This is a genomic window from Streptoalloteichus hindustanus (assembly GCF_900129375.1).
Lineage (GTDB): Bacteria > Actinomycetota > Actinomycetes > Mycobacteriales > Pseudonocardiaceae > Streptoalloteichus > Streptoalloteichus hindustanus.
Window position 1 is genome coordinate 789,290 of sequence record NZ_FQVN01000002.1, and the last position, 20,671, is coordinate 809,960.

The window sequence follows — 20,671 nt, forward strand, 5'->3', positions numbered from 1 at the left end:
ACGAAATGCGGTTGTTGACGTGGTCGCCGGTGAGCACCGACAACGGCCTGCTCCGACCGTCGCGGGCCGAGTGGATCTTCGTGGCCAACCCGGCCCGGGAGGCGGTCGAGAGCACGGTCAGCTCTCCGCATCGCCTCCGCCATCACCCGCGCCTGGGACCCCTCCAGCGGACGTCCGTCGTGCGGGAGGCCACCGCCCGCCCCGGGCGGGGGCGGGCGGTGGCCGAGGGGGTCAGTCCTCGATCCGGATGACGATCTTGCCGCGCACGTGGCCGCCCTCGCTGAGGCGGTAGGCGTCCACCGCCCGGTCCAGCGGGTAGACGTGCTCGACCGGCACGCGCACGGTTCCGTTCTCCAGCAGCGGGAGGACCGCCGTCATCGCGGGGACGAAGGGGCCGCCCGCCGAGAAGCGGACGCCGTGCTCGGCGGCGCGGCCGTCGGCGATGCTGATCACCTTGTCCGGGCTGCCGGTCAGCTCGACCGACAGCGGCAGCACGCCCCGGCCGGAGCCGTCGAGCACGAGGTCGACGCCCTGCGGAGCCGCCGCCCTGATCCGCCCGAGGAGGTCGTCACCGGCGTAGTCGACCGGGACCACGCCCAGCTCGCGGAGGTAGGCGTGGTTGCGCTCGCTGGCAGTGCCCACCACGACGGACGCGCCCCAGACGCGGGCGAGCTGGCTGGCCACCAGGCCCACGCCGCCGGCAGCGGAGTGCACCAGCAGGGTGTGGCCGCTGCGCAGCCCCAGCTCGCGCAGCGTGCGGTAGGCCGTCTCCACGACCACGGGCAGCGCCGCCGCCTGTTCGTCGTCCAGCCAGTCCGGCCGGGCGACGAGCGAGTCGACGGGCGCGAGCACGTGGGTCGCGACCGCGCCGCCGGAGCGGATCTGGCCGAACACGGCCTGGCCCACCGCCCACCCGTCGACGTCGGGGCCGACGGCGTCGATGACGCCGGAGACCTCGAACCCGCTGCCCGCCGGCGCGGCCAGGGGCTCGCCCTGGGCGTAGAAGCCGTTCCGCATCTTCCAGTCGATCGGGTTCACGCCGGCGGCGCGCGCCCTGATCCGCACCTGGCCCGCGGCGGGCTCGGGCAGGTCGATGTCAACGAGCCGCAGCACCTCGGGGCCGCCGTACTCGGAGTACTGGAGTGCTCTGGGCATGGGTTTGTCTCCTCGGAGATTCGCGGGTCGTCAGGCGGGAAGGGCGGGGTAGTCGGTGTAGCCGCGCGCGTCGCCGCCGTAGAAGGTGGCCCGGTCGGGCGTGTTGTAGGGGCCGCCGGCGGCCAGCCGGGCGGGCAGGTCCGGGTTGGCCAGGAACAGCGCGCCGAAGCTGACGAGGTCGGTGGAGCCGTCCTCGACCAGGGCCAGGTGCTCGGGCCCGGTCGAGCCGTCGGGGGTGAACGGGTTGAGCACGAACGTGCTGTTCCACCGCTTGCGCAGCAGCCCGGTCAGCTCGCGGTCCGGGCCCTCGGCGACGTGCAGGTAGGCCAGGCCCAGCGGGTTGAGCGCGTCCAGCAGGGCGGGGTAGGTGTCGCGGTGGTCGTCCTCGGCGATGTCGTTGTACGTGTTCGCCGGCGAGATCCGCAGGCCGACCCGGTTCGCGCCGATCGCGTCGACGACGGCGCGGGTGACCTCGACGACGAAGCGGATGCGGCCCTGCACGGACCCGCCCCAACCGTCGGTGCGCTGGTTGGTGTTGGTCGAGAGGAACTGGTTCAGCAGGTAGCCGTTGGCGCCGTGCAGCTCGACGCCGTCGAACCCGGCCTCGACCGCGTTGCGCGCGGCCCGGACGAAGTCGGCGATCGTCTCGGCGATGCCCTCCTCGGTCAGCGCCACGGGGGTGACGAAGTCCAGCAGCCCGGCGCCGGTGAAGACCTGGCCGGCCGCGCGGACCGCCGACGGGGCGACCGGGACCAGCCCGTCCGGCAGCAGGCTCGGGTGGCCGATCCGGCCGGTGTGCATGAGCTGCGCGAAGATCACGCCGCCCTTCTCGTGCACCGCGTCGGTCACCGCCCGCCACGCCGCCACCTGCTCCGCGGAGTGCAGGCCGGGGGTGTTCGGGTAGCCCTGGCCGACGACGGACGGCTGGATGCCCTCGCTGATGATCAGACCGGCGCTGGCGCGCTGGCTGTAGTAGACGGCCGTCTCCGGGGTCGGGGTCGCACCGGGGCCGTAGGCGCGGCTGCGGGTCATCGGGGCCATCGCGATGCGGTTGCCCAGGCGGAGGCCGGCGAGGTCGATCGGGTCGAACGCGGTGGTCATGTCATGCCTTTCGGGTGAACGTGGGGTGCTGCCGTGCCGTCGGTGCCGGCTACGTCGGCCGCTGATTACCTGTTCGAACAGGTAACTCCCTCGCTGGCATTCCCCGCAACTGCTGTGCTCCAGGTCACGTCGGACCGAATCGGGTTAATGCGCTCTGACCTGCGGTTTCGCCTTTGTGCTCGTCGTCGCGCGGCTGGGCGGAGTACAGTGGAACCTGTTCGAGCAACTTTGTGGCGCGAGGGAAGGCGGACGAGAGATGACCCAGCAGCCGCCCGCGGAGGAGTGCTGTCCGGTCGACCTGGCGGAGGCGTGTGACGGGAAGCTGGCCCTGCCCGAGGGCGCACGGGGCGGCCCGGTCAGCCACGCGATCTTCCGGGTGGCGCGCCTGCACCGCATGATCGCCGGCCAGCTCCTGCGCCGCACCGGGCTCCACCCCGGTCAGGAGCTGGTGATGATGTACCTGTGGGAGCTCGGCCCGCAGCGTCAGGTGGACCTCATCCGCCTGCTCGACTCCGACGCCGCGACCATGACCCGCACCGTCCGCCGCCTTGAGCACGCCGGCTTCGTCCGCCGCTGCCCGTGCGCCACCGACAAGCGCGTGGTCATCATCGAGGCGACCGTCGCCAGCCAGGCCCTGCGGCGGGAGGTCGAGCAGGTCTGGCAGCGGTTCGAGGAGATCACCGTGGGTGGCCTCTCCGAGGACGAGCGGGCCGAGGCGCTGCGAACGCTGGAACAACTGGAGCAGAACCTGCTCGACGTCGTGGGCAGCGGGCGGTGCGGCGAGGCCACCGCGTCGTGAGCTCTGTTTCGCCGCACCAGTGGGACATCCGCACCTGACGCACACTGTCCACTTCGGACTGATAGGGCGGGTGCGCAGGAGTGCGCGGGGTGCGGCGCGTCGAGCCGGTCGACGTGCCCTCGGCGTACGGGAGCACCCGGGTGTACGTGGTCGGTGAGCCCTCGGCGCCACCGCTGGTGCTGCTCCACGGCGGTGGCGCGACCTCCACGGTCTGGTTCCCCACGGCGGGGGGCGTTGGCGCGGGAGCGGTGCGTCTACGCCGTCGACCAGATCGGCGACGCCGGCCGGAGCGTGAACGACGGGCTCCGGCTCCGCGCTCCCGAGGACCTCATGTCCTGGTTGGACGCCGTGTTCGACCACATTGGACTGTCCACAGTGTCCTCTGTGGCCACTCGTACGGCGGGTGGCTCGCACTGAGCCACGCCCTGCACGCGACCGAGCGGGTTCGTCGGCTCGTGCTGCTCGCCCCGTCCTCCTGTTTCTCCGGCCCCCGGTTGCCCTACGGCCTTCGCGCGGTGCCGCTCTTCGTCATGCCCAGCGCGCACGGCATGCGGGCGTTCCTGCGCTGGGAGACCGCCGGCCTGGCTCGACCCGGCCTGGCTCGACCCGGTCTGCGCCGGAGCGGTGCGGCGGTGGTCCCGCGAGGAGGGGGCGCGACTCGCGGTCGAGCTGCTGCGGTTCCTCAGCTGACGGGTCAGGCGTTGGCGCGGGCGATGGCCGCCTCGACGCCGTCCAGGATGACGGAGAGCCCGAACTCGAAGGTCCTCCTCGTCTCGCGCTCCAGGTAGGGCTCGTCCGCGTCGGCCGGCGGTTCGGGCGACGACTCGCCCTCCAGGCGGGCGACCATCGGGAAGCGCTCGGCGAAGTCGGGTGCGACCTCCAGGAGCAGGCTGGCGCGGGCGCGCCACCAGTCCTCGTCGGACACCCCGGTCGTCGCGGGGGCGTGGCGGGACTCCGCGACCGTCTGCGCCGAACCCCGCACGTAGTGGAAGAGCGTTCCGACCAGCCGTCGCACCGCCGCTGAGGGCAGGCCGGTCTCGAACAGCACGCGCAGCAACGTCTCCAGCACGACGTACTCGTTCGGCCCGAGCACCGGCCGTGCCTGCGACACCTGGAGCACCCACGGGTGCCGGAGATAGAACGACCAGAGGGCGTCGGCCCAGGCCGTCGCGGCCGGGCGCCAGCCCGCGGACAGGTCGTAGTCGGTCGGCAGCTCGGCCAGCGCCCGGTCGTGCATCAGGTCGAGCAGCTCGTTCTTGTTGGGCACGTAGGTGTAGAGGGCCATGGCGGTGCGGCCGAGCCGCTCGCCCACCGCGCGCATGGACAGCCCCGCCATGCCCTCCGCGTCGGCCACGGCGATGGCCGTTTCCACGATCAGGTCCACGCTCAGGCCGGGCCGGGGCCCCGGCGCGCGCACCTCGGGCGACCCGGGGGCGCGCCACAGCAGGGCCATCGAACGACGGACATCGCCCTGGCCGGCGTAGATGACCACCCGCAACTCCTCGCGCCCTCGGGCACCGTGGCGACGCTGTCTCTTTACGGCGTAAAGGTAGCAGGACGCCAGACCGGGACCGCTACGCCGCCCGGTGGTCCGACCGACTGTCCTCCCGCTCACGCGCCGAGCTCACGCGCCGAGCAGTTCGGCGAGTCGGTCGAGGAGGACGCGCTGCCCCGTCACGACGAGTTCCCGGGCCCGGTCGAGGTCGAACCACGCCACCCGGTCCAGCTCGGGGAACGACCGCAGCCGGCCCGACCCCCTCGGCCACTCCATCTCGAACACGCCGGGCACGACCGCGTCCGGGTCGAGATCGCCCTCCACGGCCCACGCCGTCACGACCTTGCCGCCGGACTGCCGCGTCGTGCCGAGCGGCGTCGGCTCGCCGGGCGGCGCCGGCACGCCGAGCTCCTCGGCGAACTCCCGGCGGGCCGCCGCCAGGGGGTCCTCGTCCGGCGGGTACTCGCCCTTGGGCAGCGTCCAGGCGCCCGCGTCGCGGCTCGCCCAGAACGGGCCGCCCATGTGCCCGAGCAGAACCTCGACCCCGTCGTCGCCGTTCCGGCGGAACAGCAGAATCCCGGCGCTGTGCCTCGTTGTCACGTCGCCCAGTCTGCACCCTGCCCGCCGGCGTTCCCGAGACGACGTGAGAAATCCTCGGCGAAATTGTTCTTCCCTCTTTGTCCGGCCTGGTTTCGTGGAAAATTCTTCACCGAATCATCGCCCGCGCCGGCACCTCGCGGGGCACCTGATTTTCCGGGGCGCTGATCGTGACAGCGGGTCAAACTCGCTGCTCGATCCGGTGAGTCCTTACCCCCGGTAGAGGCATACCGCGGTCTTCGCGCCCGGCGGTACCGTGGGCAGGCCCAACGGCGTCAACGGTCAGGAACCAGCCCGGACCAGCCCGGACCGGCACAGACTGGCGCGGACCGGCTCGGACATGGCTGGGGCGAAAAAGGCGATCACTGCTCAATCGGTCATCAATAACGCGCCGGGGCGAGGTGAGCGGATCTGATGAAACAGCCCGTCGCGCGTCGGTCGGTCAGGAAAAGACTCCTGCCATGAAACGACCGAGCGCGATGCTGCTCACCGGCGATCTCCGCGAGTACGCCCTCGCGGCGTCGGTCAGCCGCCGCTTCGCCGCCCAGCGGGGGCTGTCCTCCTGCCAGCCCGTCTGCCGCCCCACCCCGGTGTCCGGCCGACCGCCGCCCGGTCAGCTGCGGGCGCAGGGGCACTACCGCACCGTCGGGATTCCCCTCGACGCCCTGACCGGGCCGGGGAACCTGGACCGGCGGGCCCGAGCCCTGCGGCACGCCTTCTTCCCCGCGCACGCCCCGCCCGTGGTGGCCGCGCCCACCTGGCCGCCCGGCCCGCTCGCCCGCGCCGTCTTCACCGCCGTCAGCTCGGACCGGCCGCTGGTGTTCGCCGAGACGGCCACCGCGCTCCGGGAACCGGCCCCGGAACCCGGTGGCCACTGGGTGCTCGCCGACTCCCGCAGCCCGCTCGCCGTCGTCGCCGCCGGGTACGCAGCCGCCACCGGAAAGCGGTTCGCCGTCGTGGAACGCGGCGAGCACCTCGGCGACTGGCTCCGCCGGGTCGAGCACGACAGCGCGATCCTGGTGGCAGAGCACGGGGTGTTCGGCAAGCCGTTCCTCCAGGAACTCGCCACCTCCCGGCAGTCCCCGCTCGCGCCGGGCGTCATGACCGCCTACTCGGCGGCCCGGTTCAGCCGCCTCGTCTGGCGGCTCCTCGCCCACCGCGACTTCCGGGCCGGGGGCGGTCGGTTCGGCGAACCGGACCGGCGGCCGGTCCCGCTGCGCGACACCGCGCCCCTGGAGCACTACGTCCTCAGCGGCCACGGCAACGAACTGCACGTCCACCACGGCGACGACGAGGTGGTCTGCGGCGCGTTCCCGGTCGAGGAGCGCACCGGGGCGCCGGAGGGCTTCGACTGCGAGCGCGGCTGCCCCTACCCCGGCCGCATCCGCGGCGCGGACGTCCCCGTCACCACCGCCGTCCTGCTGAGCTGCGAGTCGGCGACCTTCGGCGACGGCTTCGCCCCGCGCGGGCACTCCGTGCTGCTCAACCTGCTCGACGGCTGGTGCACGTCCGTGATCGCGCCCTACAAGCACGCGATGGTCACCCCCGAGCTGGAGTCGCTGGCCGAGGCCCTGGTGCGCGGCGGCTACCGGTTGGGGGAGATCGCGGAGCGGCTGAACTCGCTGGTCGGCCCGCACGGGGTGCCGGACGCGCCGTTCGTCCTGCTGGGCGATCCCGAGCTCGTCCCGGCCACCACGCCGAGGGTCGATTCGGCGGTTCGGTTGGCGCGCCAGGGAAACGCGGTGGTCGTCGAGTGCCGAACCGCCGGAAGTCGGGTGCTGGACAGCGTCATCCCCCTCGACCACCTCGGTCCGGTCACCGCGGTGCCCCGCGGTCTGGCGGTCGAGCCGGTGTCGGCGGAACTCGTCTCCGCCGACGTGCGGTTCGCCTTCCGGTCCCCGCCCACCGCCGACAGCGTCGGCGTTCTCGTCTTCGGCCGGACCGAGTTTCCCGCCGTTCCACTGCGTTTCCGGCTCCGCCGGGCCGCACTGCCCACTGTGGACGAACTCGACCGACTGCGCGCCGACCTCCGCGCCGTCGCCGACCTGTCCGCCCTCGGGCTCGATCCCGCCTTCCTCGCCGCCCAGACGCGGGGCATCGCCGACCTCCTGGACCCGCTCCTGGCCTATCCCCGGCTTCCGGAGAGCATCCTCAACCACACCCTGCTCCGGCACTACGACGCGCTCAGGGACAGCGTCCTGCGGGTGGCGCGTCGCGCCGTCCTCGGCCAACTGCGGGAGATCCTCGGAGAGACGGCCCTGTGGATCAGCCACCGCTACGCGGGGAGCTACGGGCTGACCGACCGCACGCGGGCCGACGACCCGCTGCGGCCCTGCCCTCGGTGCGCGGCAAGCACTTCCGCCTGGCGGTACACCGGCGGCTGTCGGGGCCTGGCGCCGCGAACCGTGGAGGTCTGCCCGCGGTGCGGCATCGTCGCCGACACCCCGGACCCGGCCGCGCTGGACGTGACGTTCGCCGGTTCGGGGGCCTTCACCGACCGGACGGAGCACCGACGGGTCACTGTGCGCAACCTGTCGACTGTGCGCCAGGACGTCTCCCTGTTCGCCCAGTTCACCGAGTGGCGCGCGCAGGGGATCTCGGTGGAGCCCGGGATCGTCGACACCCACCTGGGGCCGGGCGAGGAGACGGCGTTCACCTTCACGTTCTCCTGCCGCGACCGCCCGCACGACGAGCTGGCCAGCCTGCACGTCTTCGCGCTCACCGCTCGCTTCGCGCTGTCCTGCTTCACCCAACGGGTGCTGGTGTGCCAGGCCGGCACGCCGACCCGGGTCGGCGTGCCGGCGGGCGAGGACGGCCCAAACGGACCGAGCGGTCCGAGCGGTCCGCGCCTCGGCCCGGTGCTCCCGATGGTCGCCAGGCCGGTCGAGGGCGCGGGCGCGAAGCGCGGGTCGGGTGGGGGAGAGGGGTAGGCGCTGTGGACTTCGAGAGCGGGCGGGACGGCGCCGGGGCGGCGGGCCGGGCCGTGGCCACAAGGACCACAAGGACCACAAGGACCACAGTGGACCTTCGGTCGTCGTGGAACCGGTACGCCGTCCGCGATCTCTCGGCCATCACCGGCTGGGGTGAAGTCGACCGCGTTCGGACCGCGCTCCGGTGCTGGTCGGGGCGGGCCGACCAGTGGCTTCGGGCAGCGGGCGAGGCCGAGGGCGGGGACAGTGGGGAGCGGGACCGGCCGGGTCCACTGTGGAGGGGCCGGCCAGCCGCCCGGCGGCCAGCGGCGACGGGGAGGACCGACGATGACGAGACCTGACGGGGACAACGCCGTCCTCCGGGCCGTCCAGGAGGCGCTGTCCGGGTACCACCGCCAGATCGAGGAAGTCGACGAGGAGCTGTCCCGGCTCGTCCACCGGCGCGAGGAGATCGTGGTCGGGGCGCGCACGGCCCTGCTCGAACAACTTCCCGAGGACGTCAGGGGCGGGCTGGCGCGGGAGATCGCCGCCGAGCGCCCGCCGAGCGCGCTGGGGGCGCGCGCCGCCGGCCACCTGGCCCAGCTCCCGGCGGTGGTGAGCCAGGAGGTCGAGGCGCTGCACGCGCGGCTGCGGGGATTCCACAGCGAGATCGAGGGGATCGACGCGGACCTCGCGCGCCTGGTGCACAGGCGGGAGGAGCTCGTCACGGCGGCGCGCGAGGCCATGGCCAGGTGCGTGCCCGACGAGGCCGAGGAACACGCGGCCGACCGCACGCCCCGGGTGGCGATGGCGTTGGCCTGTTGGTGATGCGGGACGGCGGCGCCCCCAACCCGCCGCCGGGCGGACCGGCGACGGACCGGGGGCGCGGGGAGCCGGGCGAGGAGGAGAACGGATGGAGTCGGTGACGACGGAGAAACCCGGTGACGACAACCGGCCGGTCCTGGTGGTGGTCGACCCCCAGGTCGCGTTGTTCCGGTACCTGGCCGTGGCGCGGCGCAAGGGGTACCGCACGGTGGTGCTGGCGCTGGACCCGGGGTTCTGCCGGGTCGAGGAGGCCAGGCACAACCGGGCCGCCTTCGGGATGGACGCCGTGACGGACACCGCCACGATCGCCGGTGTGGGCACGACGAGCCACATCGACACGCTCATCCAGTGCGACACCGGGAGCGCGAGCGCCATCCGCGACGCGCTGGCGCCGTTCGCCGGCCGGATCGCCGGTCTGCTGCCCGGTGACGATCCCTACATCCCGGCGACCTTCGAGGCCGGCCGCGCGCTCGGCTTCGACTGCCCGCCACCCGCCGACGCGGTGTGCCAGCAGTCCAAGAGCGCGATGAAACGGCGGCTGGCCGAACGGGGTGTGTCCACTCCGGACTTCCGGATCGCCGCGGACCCGGCGGAGGCGGAGCGGCACTGGATCGCCCTCGGTCGGGACTGCGTGGTGAAGACGGTCGACCACAGCACGAGCGCCAACGTCTTCCGGGTCAACAGCCGGGAGCAGCTCGCGGACGCCTGGGACTCCATCATCACCAACCGACTGGCCATCCCGGGGCCGTTCCCGTTGAGCAGGGAGATCCTCCTGGAGGAGGTCGTCCTGGGCCGGCGGCTGAGCGCCGAGGGCTACGTCCGGGACGACCGGGTGGAGTTCCTGAACTTCTGCGAGAAGATCACCTCGAACGACTTCGTGCTCCTCGGGCACCTGGTGCCGGCGGCGCTGTCGCCGGAGGAGGAGGCGAAGGTCAGGGCGGTGGTCACCGACTGCGTGGCGGCGCTGGGAATCCGCGACAGCGTGTTCCACGCGGAGGTCCACCTGCGGGAGGGCGTCCCGCACGTCGTCGAGTGCGCCGCCCGACCGCCCGGGCAGCACGTCGTCGACCTCATCTGGCGCAGCCGCGGCTACGACCTGATGGACGTCGCCATCGACCTGGCCGTTGGCAAGCCCGTGCACGTGCGCAGCAGGCCGCCGCGTCGGCACTACGCGATGTCGGTCCTGTTCGCCGACGAGCCGGGGCTGGTGACCGGGATCGAGGGGTTGTCCGAGCTCCGCGCCCGGGGCGGTGTCCGCCAGGTGTACCTGGAGGTGCGCCCCGGCGACCGGGTCGACGCGTCGCGGACCTCCCGGCGCCGCTACGGGTTCGTGGTCGTCGAGGACGACACGGCCGAAGGCGTGCGGGAGAAGGCCGCGTGGCTGCGGGACAACGTCCGGCTGGAGATCGCGGGGGCCAGTGTTCTGGTCTCCTGACCACGGCCGCGCGCCGAGCCGACGACGACGTCACCGACAGTCCACAGTGGACATCCGAGTTGGGGCCCTCCCGAAGGGATGGGAAAGCCGTGTGCCCACCACTTCGTCGGACCCGCTCCGGGCCGGTGCGCCGATGAGGAACCCGTGTCAAGGTCGGTGTCAAGGTCCGTGTCGAGGTCAATGTCATGGCGGAACTCCCGTTCCGGGACGAGCGATCGGGGAGACCTGGGTGTGGTGAACTGGAAGGAAGATCCCTATCCGGCGCGGCTCGCGGAGGAGCTGCCCGACGGCGTCGTGCGCTGTCTGCTCAGCCCGCGCCACTGCCGGATCAGGCCGGGGCAGCACGGGTTCTGCATGGTCAGGGCCAACCGCGACGGCCGACTGGTCAGCCTCAACTACGGGCGGTCCGTGCACGCCACCGAGGAGACCATCGAGACCGAGGCGGTGTTCCACTACGCGCCGGGTGAGCCGATCCTGTCGATGGGCAACATCGGCTGCATGCTCAACTGCGACTACTGCCACAACTGGAAGACGTCGCAGGCGCGGTTCGTCTCCGACGACGACATCCACCGCTACACCCCGGACGAGGTCGTGGAGATCGCGCTGCGCCACGGCATCCGGGTCCTGTCCTGGACCTACAACGATCCCGTGGTGTGGCACGAGTTCGTCACGGAGACCGCGGCGCTCGCGCGCAAGGCCGGGCTGGTCAACCTGTTCAAGTCGGCCTTCTTCATCTCCCCGGAGGCCGTGGCGGAGCTGCTCCCGGTGATCGACATCTTCTCGATCTCGGTGAAGTCGATGGACCCCCGGTACTACCGCAGGCTCACCAAGGGGTGGCTCGAACCGGTGCTCGACGGCGCGAGGCAGGTGCACCGCGCCGGCCGGCACGTGGAGATCTCCACGTTGATGGTGACCGACCTCAGCGACGACGAGAAGACCGCGCGGGCCGTGGCCCGGTTCGTCGGCGAGGAACTGGACCCCGCCGTGCCGTTGCACTTCGTGCGCTTCCACCCCGACTACAAGATGACCAACAGTCGGCGCACGCCGCTCGACCGGCTGGAGCACGCGCGTCGCGTGGCCCTGGACATGGGCATTCACCACGTCTACCTGGGCAACGTCTACGACACCGACGCCACCGTCACCACCTGCCACTGGTGCGGGCACCGGCAGGTCACCCGCTACGGCCTCAACGCGAGCGTTGTGGGCGTCGGTGCGGACGGAACCTGCGGTGGCTGCGGCAAACCCGCCAACCTGACGCTTCTCCCGGCGCGGCCCGCCCGCGCGACTCTCGCCGAGCTGCCCACGGGCCAGCACCTGCGCACCGCGGGTTTCCACTGGCACGGGGACGTGCGTTCCCTGCACATCCAGGTGCGCAACGACAGCGACTCCGCCCGCACCCTCTACCAACGCCGCTTCGGCACGGACTGCGCGCCGGCCTGGACGCCGCTGAACCTCCTGCCCGGCGAGAGTTACCGCTTCATCGCGGCGAAGGCGACACCGGGCGAGCAGGGTGTGGAGGTCGCCGTGTCCGACGATGTGCGGTGCAGCCTGCACGAGGTCTTCGACCGCGCGCACTTCCCCACGGTGGAGACGAGTGCCGGCTCGCTCAACGACGACGTCACGCCGTTGCCCAGCTACGACGCGGCGGTGGGCCGCCCACTGCCCGTGCTCGACGTCGAGGGATCGACGCGATGAGGCCCGACGTCGACTACCGGGTGATCGACCTGGACGAGGACGCCGGGTTGCTCTTCCTCGCCGGCAACCACCGCGCGTTCGTGGTCGACCCCGGGCTGGCCGACCGGTTGCGCCACGGCCTGGACCACCTCACCGAGGAGGAGCGCGCCGAGTGGCGCAGCCTGGTCGGTGTGGGGCTGGTGTCGCAGGAGAACCGCGACGCGCTGAGCGCCAGCACGGCCGTCGACGGCGCGGACCTGGCGATCAACGTCAACCTCACCAACACCTGCAACCTGGCCTGCGCCTACTGCTTCGCCGACGGCGGCGACTACGGCCGCATCACCGAGGCCATGGGGCACGAGAGCGTCGACCACATCTTCGCTTTCGTGGAGCGCAACCTCACGCCCCGCCGGTCGGTCCGGCTGGAGTTCTTCGGCGGGGAGCCGTTGGCCAACTTCCCCGTGCTGCGCGAGATCTGCGAGCGCGCGGAGCGGGTCGGGGCCGAACGCGGCGTCCGGTTCGTCCACCGCGTTTCCACCAACCTGACGCTGCTTCCCGAAGGTGCGCTCGACCTGTTCGCCCGACACCGGTTCATCGTCTCGGTGTCCATCGATGGCTGCCGGGAGGTCCAGGACGCCAACCGCCCGGCCAAGGGCGGCCAGGGGTCGTACGACCGGGTCATCCGGAACGTCCGTGCCGTGCGCGAGGCCGGCGACGACATCACGCTCGTGGCCAGGATGACCGTCGCCCAACATCATCCCTCGTTGCTGCACAACGTCCGGGAGCTGTGGAAGCTCAACCTTTTCGACTACTTCCAGATCTATCCCGGTGTCTTCCCAATGGAGGGCGAGGAGTCGCGGAGGCCGTCGGGGCCGGTTTTCGTCGAGATCGGCCGCCGGCCGGATGATCAGGACACGCCGGTTCCCTCGTTGACGGGTTGCGGGTCGACGGCCTCGACGGCATCGGGAAGACGGCACGTCAACTTCTTCCTGCGGGACGGGATGGTCGAGCAGTTCCGCGACTTCCTGCGGGACTACCCCACGCTCTTCGCCGAGGACAACCGGTTCAAGGGTGTGCTGGAGTACGAGCGCACGGTCCAACTCGTCCTCGAAGGGCAGCTCGCCCTGTCCTTCTGCTCCGGCGGACGGACGTACTTCACCCACTCGCCGAACCAGGCCATCAGTCCGTGCCACCGGCTGGTCGGCGAGTCCCGATTCGACGTGGGCACAGGGGAACGAGGGATCACGCGGTCCCTGGCGGACTGGCGGCAGACGGTCGACAACCACCCCGTGTGCGGGCGCTGCTGGGCGCGCTACCTCTGCGGCGGCGGCTGCAAGCAGGAGAACTACGTGGCGAGCGGTGATCTCACCGTGCTCAACGAGGAGTCCTGCCGCTACCAGCTGTTGTTGGCCGAGGAGGTGCTGCGCATGCTGGGCCGCTCCTCACCCGCCTACCTGCATCGGGACCGACGCCGGTTCGACGACCTGTTCGTCTCCTGTGGACGGCCGGTCGCGCCCAGCGGCCGTGCTGACCCTGATCCCCGGGCGCTGGCCGGCTTCCGGCACTTCCGACCGGTCACGCCGCCGACCACCCCACTGGTCCTGGACCAGGACGGGGGTGGACAGCCGTGATCAGGCGTCGCGACATCCGTACCCACCGCGAGGGCCAGATCCACCCCGCCACCGTCTCCCCGTGGGGGGAGGTGCGGTTCGGCGCCTCCGAGTGCGTGTCCTGAGTGTCCCGTGGTTCCCCGCCCACACCGGGGAACCGGGACGGACGGGAGGAACGGATGATCGGCGACAGCTACCGGGACGCCTTCCCGGTGGAGCTGGACGGCGGACCGGTCGTGCTCGTCCGGCGGGGGAGCGGGCCGCCCGTGGTGCTGCTGCACGGAATTCCGCTGTCCCTGCTCACCTGGCGGCACAACGTGGACCAGTTGGCCACCTCGTTCACCGTCCACGCCGTGGATCTGCGCGGCTACGGCAGGTCGGCCAAGCCCCCGACCGCCGACTACAGCGTTCCCACGTTGGCCAAGGTCGTGGAGAGGGTGCTCGACCGGCTGGGGCTGCCGGCGGCCAGTCTGGTCGGCAGTTCCTTCGGTTGCGCGGTCGCGATCACGCTGGCGCACCTGTCACCTCGGCGGGTGGACAAGCTCGTCCTGATCAATCCGGTGTGCTACCCGCGCGGCCGTCGCGGCCTGACCCGCCTGGCCAGGAACGGTGCGCTGGCGGCATTGCGCCGTTCCGCGCTGCGCGCCTCGGGGCTGGGACCGCGCGTGCTGGCGAGGCCGTTGCGGCGCTCCTACGCCAATCCGCGCCTGGCGACCCGGGAACTGGTTGCGGCGCACCACTCCCTGCTCGTGCACGACTCCGGCGAACGGACCTACCTGGCCACCCTGCGGGCGTTGGACGAGGCGGAGGTGGCGCGCCGGGTGCCGGAGCTGCGGCAGGACACGCTGGTCATCTGGGGTGAGCGGGACCGGGTGCTGCCCGCGTCCCACGCCAGCCGGATGGCGGAGGAACTGCGCAACGCCCGGGTGGAACTGGTGCCGGCCACCGGGCACTTCCCGCACGAGGAGTCGCCCGCCGTCGTGAACCAGCTCATCACCGCGTTCCTCGCCGGGGCCGGCCGGGCGGAAGGAGCGGGGTGACGATGCCGCTGGCGCGCGGGTGGATGGTCTGGGCCGAGCGGGCGCCGGAGCGCTACGACTGGGCGGTCCGGGTGATGACCCTCGGTCGGCTCGACCGGATCAAGGACGAGATCGCGGAGCGGGTCGGTGTCGGGGACGCGGTGCTCGACATCGGTTGCGGCACCGGAACTCTCGCGGCGCGCTGCCTGGCGAGGGGCGCGCGGGTCACCGGGTTGGACGCCTCGGAGCCCATGCTGCGCCGAGCCGCTGTCCGGGCCGCGAACGAGGGGCGCGCCGAGCGGCTGACCCTGGTGCACGACAACGTCGTTCGGATCGCCCAGCACTTCCGGGACAACCAGTTCGACGTCGTCACCGCGACGATGGTGCTCGGCGAGATCCCCCGGGAGCGCCTACGCCCCGTGTTCCGGGAGTGTTGGCGGGTCCTGAAACCCGGTGGCCGGCTGGTCGTGGCCGACGAGTGCTGGCCCCGCACGCGGCCGGCCCGTGCGCTGTACCGGCTGGGGATGGCCGTCCTCTGGATTCCGCAGCTCCTCCTGCTGCGACGGCCGCTGTTCCCCGTCCACGACCTGGAGGGCACCGTCCGCGACGCCGGTTTCCGGCTGGTGGAGTCCCGGGCCTACCCGGGCACCTCCTTCCGACTCGTCGCGGCGGTCAAGATGCCCGACGCGACGCCCGTGCTGAACCGGTGCGCGCCCGGCGTGGCGGCGGTCGGCGTCGGCGAGGCGTGGGTGGTGTGACGATGCGAGCGATCGAGCACCGCTTCTGGCTGTCGCTGTGGGAGAGCTCCCACATCTTGCAGTCCACTGTGGACGGCCCAAGAGGACGGTCCACGGCCGAACTACCGTGAGGACACGGCGATGAACCGTCAGACTGATCTTGATGGGATCGTGCGGCTCTCCCCGGAGGACACGCGGAGGATCGCGGCGGTGGCCAACGAACTCGACGTCGACCCCCAGCCCCGGGCGCGCTCCGCCGCCGAGTGGGCCGAGTTCGCGGCCTCGGTGGCCACCGCGATGCCGGCCGCGCTGACCCAGGCGGCACAGCGGTTCGCCACCGACGGCGCGCCGAACCACGTGCTGGTGGTGCGCGGTCTTCCTGTCGACGAGCACCTCCAGCCCACACCGACGGCGGACGACCACCGCGAACTGGGCGGCACGGCACGACGCGGTGTGCTCGCCGCGCTGGGGGTTCTCGCCCTGCTCGGCCGGCCTCCGGCGTCGACGACGCCGACGGCCTCGACGGGGCCACGGGAGATCCCGGTCGCGCGGCACATCACCCCGGCGCTCGGCCAGAAGCGGGCGGGCGGACCCGGCGAGGCGGTTCTCCTGTGGCGTGGCGCGGACATCCCCGGCGACGCGAGCCGGGCGCACTTCGGCCTGCTCTGCCTGCGCGGTCGTCCCACCACGTTGTTCGCGACAGCCCGTTCCCTCGCCCTGGAAGCGCGGTGGGAACAGGTGTTGCGCGACACCCGGTTCGTGCTCCACCCCAACGGCGCCGAACCCCACCCCCGCACCGTGCTGTCCGGACCCCGGTCCGATCCGCGGATCGGGTACGACTCGCTTCTCCTGCGTCCCCACCGACCCGACGACGCCGAGGCCGTGGAGGCGTTGCGGCGCTTGGCCGTCGAACTCCGACGCGTCGCCCGGAGGCACGTTCTGGAACCGGGAGACTTCCTCCTGGTGGACAACCACCGCACCGTGCACGCCCACCTCTTCCCCCGCGCCGACCGCGACAACGCCGACTGGTGGCTGTCCCGTGTCCTGGCTCCCGCCGTACCTCCTGCCCCCACCGCGCCTGCCGCGCCTGCCGCGCCAACGGCGAGGCACCGGAGGAGCACGGCACCAGCTCCTACTCCTCCGGCGGCCCCCGCCGGCAGCGCCCCACCCACGAACGCCCCACGGACCAGCGCCCCACCGACCACGAAGGTCCCACCCACCAGCACTCCGTCGACCGGTGTTCCGCCCGCCAGTGCCTCACCAACCAGTGCCCCGCCGACCAGTGCCGGGCCTCCGGCCCCGCCGACCGCTGCCCGGCACCCGGCCCCGCGGCCAGCACCTGTGCGGACCGCCGAGCGCGGGGCTCCGGCGTCGGGCCCGCCCCCGGTTTCCCGTCAGCAGCCCGAAAAACCGCGGCCGGCCCACTCCCACGACGAGTTCTCCCCGTTGCGGGAGGTCATCGTGGGCGACGCGGCCAACGCCCGGATCCCAGATCTCCAGCGGGACCCCTCCGCCTGGCTCGCCTTCTACCCCGACCTCACCGCGGCCGAACTGACCAGGGTGCGGACGGGCCGGTTCCCGGACCGCGTGCTGGCGGAGACCGAGGAGGACCTGGACCGCCTGGTGGGGAGTCTGCGGGAGCTCGGGGTGGTGGTGCACCGGCCAGCCCCGGTGGACCACGACCTCATGTTCGTCACGCCGGACTGGTCCTCCTCCGGCGTGACCTCCTACTGCCCCCGCGACCTGACGCTGGTCCTCGGCTCGACGATCATCGAGGCGCCGAGCCCCACCCGGTCGCGCCAGCACGAGCTGTCCGCGTTCCGCGCGCTGTTCCGCCGTTATCTGGCGGCGGGGTCGACCTGGATCTCCGCGCCCCGCCCGGAACTGCGGGACGAACTGTACGGAGTGGACGATCAGGGGCACCCGACCCTCGGCGAGGCGGAGCCGGCCTTCGACGCGGCGAACGTCCTCCGCTGCGGCCGTGACCTGTTCTACCAGGTGTCGGTCTCGGGGAACGAGGCCGGACTCCGGTGGCTGCGCTCGGTGGTGTCACTGCTCGGGGACTACCGGGTCCACCCCATGCACGCGACCTGCCCGGGCTCCCACGTGGACACCGCGCTGGCGCTGATCCGGCCGGGGCTGTTGCTGGCCAACCCGACCTCGTTCACCGACGACACCCTGCCGAAGCCGTTGCGGCGGTGGGAGGTGCTGTGGTGCCCGCCGATGCGGGAGGCGGCGCCGCTCGCCACCCCGTGGCCGCTCGCCTCGTCCTGGGTCGGGATGAACCTGCTGATGGTCGCCCCGGACCTGGCGATCGTCGACGCGGCGCAGGGCGAGCTGATCGCCACGCTGGAGCGGCACGGGGTGCGGGTGCTCCCGCACTCCCTGCGGCACGCCCGCGTCCTGGGTGGAGGGTTCCACTGCGTCACCCTCGACACCGTGCGGGACGGGGAACTGCGCGACTACTGCGGCTGAACCGGCTGGTCCCCGCTCAGCGGGATGATCGTGCGGTACTTGCCGCCAGGGGACTGCTGCGGCGGTTCCTCGGCGAGCTCGACCGAGACGTGCTCGGCGCGGTAGTCGGCGAGCAGGCGGCGGATCTGGTCGCGCACCGCCGGCCACACCTGGACCGGGTCGGCGCCGTGCGAGTACCGCAGCCGCACGCGCAGGCTGATCGGCGTGGTCTGCACGATCTGGAACAGCTCGATGCCCGGTGTGCGGTCGACCAGGGTGCCGAAGGCCAGGGGCGGCACGCTGACCTGCCCGCCGTCGCTGGCGGGGAACGACACGATGTCGCCGGCCCGACCGCGCACCTTGATCGCGGGGAGGGGGCTGCCGCAGGGACAGGGATCGGGCCGCATCAGGATGCCGTCGCCCAGGTCGTACCGCAGGATGGGCTGGACCCTGTTGGCCAGGTTGCTGATCAGGACGGTGTGCGAGACCTCGCCCGGCGGTGTGGGCCGGTGGTCGGCGTCGACCGGCTCCAACACCACCCAGTCGCTGTTGACGTGCAACCAGCCCTGCCGGCAGCTCGACGCCATGAACGGGCACTCGGTCGCGCCGTACACGGTGCCGATCGCCGCCTGGAACGTGGTGGCGATGCGCTCGAACTCCTTGGCGCTCAACGACTCCCCGGCCGGCTGCACGAGGACCGGGTTGATGCGCAGGCGGCCGGCCTCCTGTTCCCCGGCCAGCATCGCGACGACGCTCGCGTAGCCGATGAGGACCACGGGGCGGTACCGGTTGAGCTGCTCGACCAGCTCCGGAAGCGGGGTGTGGACGGAGAGAACGCGCATCACCTTGCCGCGCCAGCTGCTTTCCTCACCGGCCCGCATCGCGCCGGTGTACCCGAGGAAGTGGCCGTTGGTCGCCATCAGCAACGCGGTGCGCGCGCCGTGGAGGACGGTGCGCATGACGTCGCCGGTGCTCAGCCACGTGGGTGCGCCCCGCGAGCTGAGGGCCATGTGCACGGCCATGTTCCGGTCGTCCAACAGGAAGATCCCGCGACGACCGGTGGTGCCCGACGTCGTGGCCAGCAGGTACTTGTCGTGGAAGCGCCGGCCGATGAGGTCGGGGCTGGCGGCGAACGCCTCCGCCTGCTTCAGGGTGACCGCGCGGTCGGTCACCCAGTCGTCGAAGCGGTCCATCAGCTTGACCTTGTTGGTGACCGGCAGAACGGTGGGGTCCGTCACCTGGTCGGGCAGACCCCGGTACAGCTCCCGGTAGTACGGCGAGTGGGCGCGGGCGTGGGCGACCATCTCCGCCAGCCGGGCGAGTTGCCGTCGTCGCAGGCCCGCCGTCCCCTCCTTCTTGGCCTGTCGCACGTCGTGCTTCAAGCTCCGTTCGCTTTCGCTCATGGCACAGGGTGGCCTTTCTGTTCCGTGGTTGGGTTTTCGGTGGTTCTGGTGCCGCTGCCCGCATCGCGCGGAGGGCGCAGGGCAGCGCTGATCCCCGTTGAGGTGATCTCAGACAGGGGAGGATTGGGGCAGGGTCAGCCAGGACGAGAGCGACGGTCTCGTCCTGGCTGAGGCCACCGGACGCGGTGCGGGCGCGGGATTCGACGCGCCCGCACCGGATCTGACGGCCGGTCCCGACCGTCAGCGGCCGTGCTACCAGGCGACGGGGAGTTCGTGAACGCCGTAGACGGCCATGTCGGTGCGCAACCGGACCTCCTCGGGAGCGACCGTCAGGCGCAGGTTCGGGAAGCGGCGCAACAGCGCGGGATAGGCGACGCGCATCTCGACCCTGGCGAGCTGTTGGCCGAGGCACTGGTGCACGCCGTGGCCGAACGCGAGGTGGCCGGAGGTGCGACGGGTGAGGTCGAGCCGCTCAGGCTCCGGGAACTTGGCGGGGTCCCAGTTCGCGGCCGGCACCGAGACGGTCACCGACTCGCCCGCTCTGATGAGCTGTCCCTCGATCTCCACGTCCGCGACCGCGGTCCTGACCGGTCCGATGTGGACGATGCTCAGGTAGCGCATCAGCTCCTCGACCGCGTTGGCGGCGAGGTCGGGGTCAGCGCGGAGCGCGGCGAGCTGGTCGGGGTGCCGAAGCAGCGCGAACACCCCGAGCGCGATCATGTTGGCGGTGGTCTCGTGCCCGGCGATCAGCAGCATGATCCCGATGTTGGCCGCTTCCTGGTCGGTGAGCTCGTCATCGGTCAGCAGCCCGCTGATCAGGTCGTCCTCGGGCGCGGACCGCTTGCGCCGCACCAGGTCCAGCAGGAAGCTCTCCAGCTCCTTGAAGGCCGCCATGCTCTGCTCCGGCGTCGCCGTCAGGTCGAACAACGTGTTGCTGTTGCGCTGGAACTGCTCCCGGTCGGCGTACGGGACGCCCAGCAGCTCGCAGATCACCAGGGACGGGATGGGCAACGCGTACGCCGTCACCAGGTCGGTCGGCGGACCGGCCTGTTCCATGGCGTCCAGGTGCTCCTCGGTGATCTGCTCGATCCGCGAGGTGAGCTGGTTCATCCGGCGCACGGTGAACTGCCCGGTCAGCAGCCGCCGGTACCGGGTGTGCTCCGGCGGGTCGAACTCGGTCAGGATGCCCGGCGCGGCCTGGGGATCGCGGCGCGCGGGCGGCGGAAGAGGCGCGGGCGAGCGGAACAGCTCCGGGCGGGAGCTGAACCGGACGTCGGCGAGCACGGCGCGCGCGGCGGCGTGTCCGGTCACCAGCCAGCCCTCGTGGCCGCCGTGGTACATCAGGCGGCGGATCGGGCTCTCGTCCCGCAACTCGGTGAGCCCCGTCGGCGGGGAGAACGGACAGCTCCGTTCGATGGGTAACTCCCGCACGACCTGTGGGTCGGAAGCCATGGTCTT

At 72.1% G+C, this 20,671-nt stretch carries 17 protein-coding genes; 11 read left to right on the forward strand and 6 right to left on the reverse strand.

Annotated elements, in window-relative coordinates:
- Positions 1 to 29: 29 nt before the first annotated feature.
- Positions 30 to 251: a hypothetical protein gene (locus tag BUE43_RS08905; protein WP_143174036.1), complete on the forward strand. Its 222-nt coding sequence runs from the start codon at positions 30 to 32 to the stop codon at positions 249 to 251.
- Here BUE43_RS08905 and BUE43_RS08910 read toward each other — a convergent pair.
- The gene (locus BUE43_RS08910; protein WP_073480870.1) at positions 232 to 1,155 is read right to left on the reverse strand and encodes an NADP-dependent oxidoreductase; all 924 of its coding nucleotides are present in this window, start codon (positions 1,153 to 1,155) and stop codon (positions 232 to 234) included. The two genes, BUE43_RS08905 and BUE43_RS08910, sit on opposite strands and share 20 nt — an antisense overlap.
- 30 nt (positions 1,156 to 1,185) lie before the next feature.
- Positions 1,186 to 2,256 (reverse strand): alkene reductase, encoded by a 1,071-nt coding sequence (locus BUE43_RS08915; RefSeq protein WP_073480871.1) that lies wholly within the window; start codon positions 2,254 to 2,256, stop codon positions 1,186 to 1,188.
- 256 nt (positions 2,257 to 2,512) lie between these two features.
- On the opposite strand from BUE43_RS08915, the gene BUE43_RS08920 reads away from it, so the two are divergent.
- Complete coding sequence (locus BUE43_RS08920; RefSeq protein WP_083959472.1) at positions 2,513 to 3,055, forward strand: MarR family winged helix-turn-helix transcriptional regulator; 543 nt, start codon at positions 2,513 to 2,515, stop codon at positions 3,053 to 3,055.
- 176 nt (positions 3,056 to 3,231) lie between these two features.
- Positions 3,232 to 3,843, forward strand: coding sequence for an alpha/beta fold hydrolase (locus tag BUE43_RS35935; RefSeq protein ID WP_407697106.1), 612 nt, complete (start codon positions 3,232 to 3,234; stop codon positions 3,841 to 3,843).
- Here the strand turns inward: BUE43_RS35935 and BUE43_RS08930 are convergent.
- Both BUE43_RS08930 and BUE43_RS08935 read right to left on the reverse strand, forming a co-directional pair.
- Positions 3,750 to 4,547, reverse strand: coding sequence for a TetR/AcrR family transcriptional regulator (locus BUE43_RS08930; protein WP_073480873.1), 798 nt, complete (start codon positions 4,545 to 4,547; stop codon positions 3,750 to 3,752). The two genes, BUE43_RS35935 and BUE43_RS08930, sit on opposite strands and share 94 nt — an antisense overlap.
- A 132-nt stretch (positions 4,548 to 4,679) precedes the next feature.
- On the reverse strand, positions 4,680 to 5,150 hold the full coding sequence (locus tag BUE43_RS08935) for an NUDIX hydrolase (RefSeq protein ID WP_073480874.1): 471 nt from the start codon (positions 5,148 to 5,150) through the stop codon (positions 4,680 to 4,682).
- Between the two features lie 458 nt (positions 5,151 to 5,608).
- Between BUE43_RS08935 and BUE43_RS08940 the strand changes: the two genes are divergently transcribed.
- The 8 genes from BUE43_RS08940 to BUE43_RS33345 all read left to right on the forward strand — a co-directional run bounded on the left by BUE43_RS08940 (position 5,609) and on the right by BUE43_RS33345 (position 17,831).
- Positions 5,609 to 8,077: a hypothetical protein gene (locus tag BUE43_RS08940; RefSeq protein WP_143174037.1), complete on the forward strand. Its 2,469-nt coding sequence runs from the start codon at positions 5,609 to 5,611 to the stop codon at positions 8,075 to 8,077.
- 327 nt (positions 8,078 to 8,404) lie between these two features.
- Positions 8,405 to 8,884: a hypothetical protein gene (locus tag BUE43_RS08950; protein ID WP_073480877.1), complete on the forward strand. Its 480-nt coding sequence runs from the start codon at positions 8,405 to 8,407 to the stop codon at positions 8,882 to 8,884.
- 85 nt (positions 8,885 to 8,969) lie between these two features.
- Complete coding sequence (locus tag BUE43_RS08955) at positions 8,970 to 10,316, forward strand: ATP-grasp domain-containing protein (RefSeq protein WP_073480878.1); 1,347 nt, start codon at positions 8,970 to 8,972, stop codon at positions 10,314 to 10,316.
- Between the two features lie 231 nt (positions 10,317 to 10,547).
- Complete coding sequence (gene amrS, locus BUE43_RS08960; protein ID WP_200797418.1) at positions 10,548 to 12,011, forward strand: AmmeMemoRadiSam system radical SAM enzyme; 1,464 nt, start codon at positions 10,548 to 10,550, stop codon at positions 12,009 to 12,011.
- Complete coding sequence (locus BUE43_RS08965) at positions 12,008 to 13,621, forward strand: radical SAM/SPASM domain-containing protein (protein WP_073480880.1); 1,614 nt, start codon at positions 12,008 to 12,010, stop codon at positions 13,619 to 13,621. Before amrS ends, BUE43_RS08965 begins: the two co-directional genes overlap by 4 nt.
- 158 nt (positions 13,622 to 13,779) lie before the next feature.
- Positions 13,780 to 14,640 (forward strand): alpha/beta fold hydrolase, encoded by an 861-nt coding sequence (locus BUE43_RS08970; protein WP_073480881.1) that lies wholly within the window; start codon positions 13,780 to 13,782, stop codon positions 14,638 to 14,640.
- A gap of 2 nt (positions 14,641 to 14,642) precedes the next feature.
- A complete protein-coding gene (gene cpaM / locus BUE43_RS08975) occupies positions 14,643 to 15,377 on the forward strand; it encodes a corrinoid protein-associated methyltransferase CpaM (RefSeq protein WP_073480882.1) in 735 nt (244 codons plus the stop codon).
- 120 nt (positions 15,378 to 15,497) lie between these two features.
- Positions 15,498 to 17,831 (forward strand): TauD/TfdA family dioxygenase, encoded by a 2,334-nt coding sequence (locus tag BUE43_RS33345; RefSeq protein ID WP_143174039.1) that lies wholly within the window; start codon positions 15,498 to 15,500, stop codon positions 17,829 to 17,831.
- Here BUE43_RS33345 and BUE43_RS08990 read toward each other — a convergent pair.
- Together BUE43_RS08990 and BUE43_RS08995 are read right to left on the reverse strand one after the other, a co-directional pair.
- Positions 17,819 to 19,180, reverse strand: a complete 1,362-nt coding sequence (locus BUE43_RS08990) for a phenylacetate--CoA ligase family protein (protein WP_234995611.1) — start codon at positions 19,178 to 19,180, stop codon at positions 17,819 to 17,821. The genes BUE43_RS33345 and BUE43_RS08990 overlap by 13 nt on opposite strands.
- Positions 19,181 to 19,465: 285 nt before the next feature.
- Entirely contained in the window at positions 19,466 to 20,665 is a 1,200-nt protein-coding gene (locus tag BUE43_RS08995; protein WP_073481044.1) for a cytochrome P450, read from the reverse strand.
- Between the last annotated feature and the right edge of the window lie 6 nt (positions 20,666 to 20,671).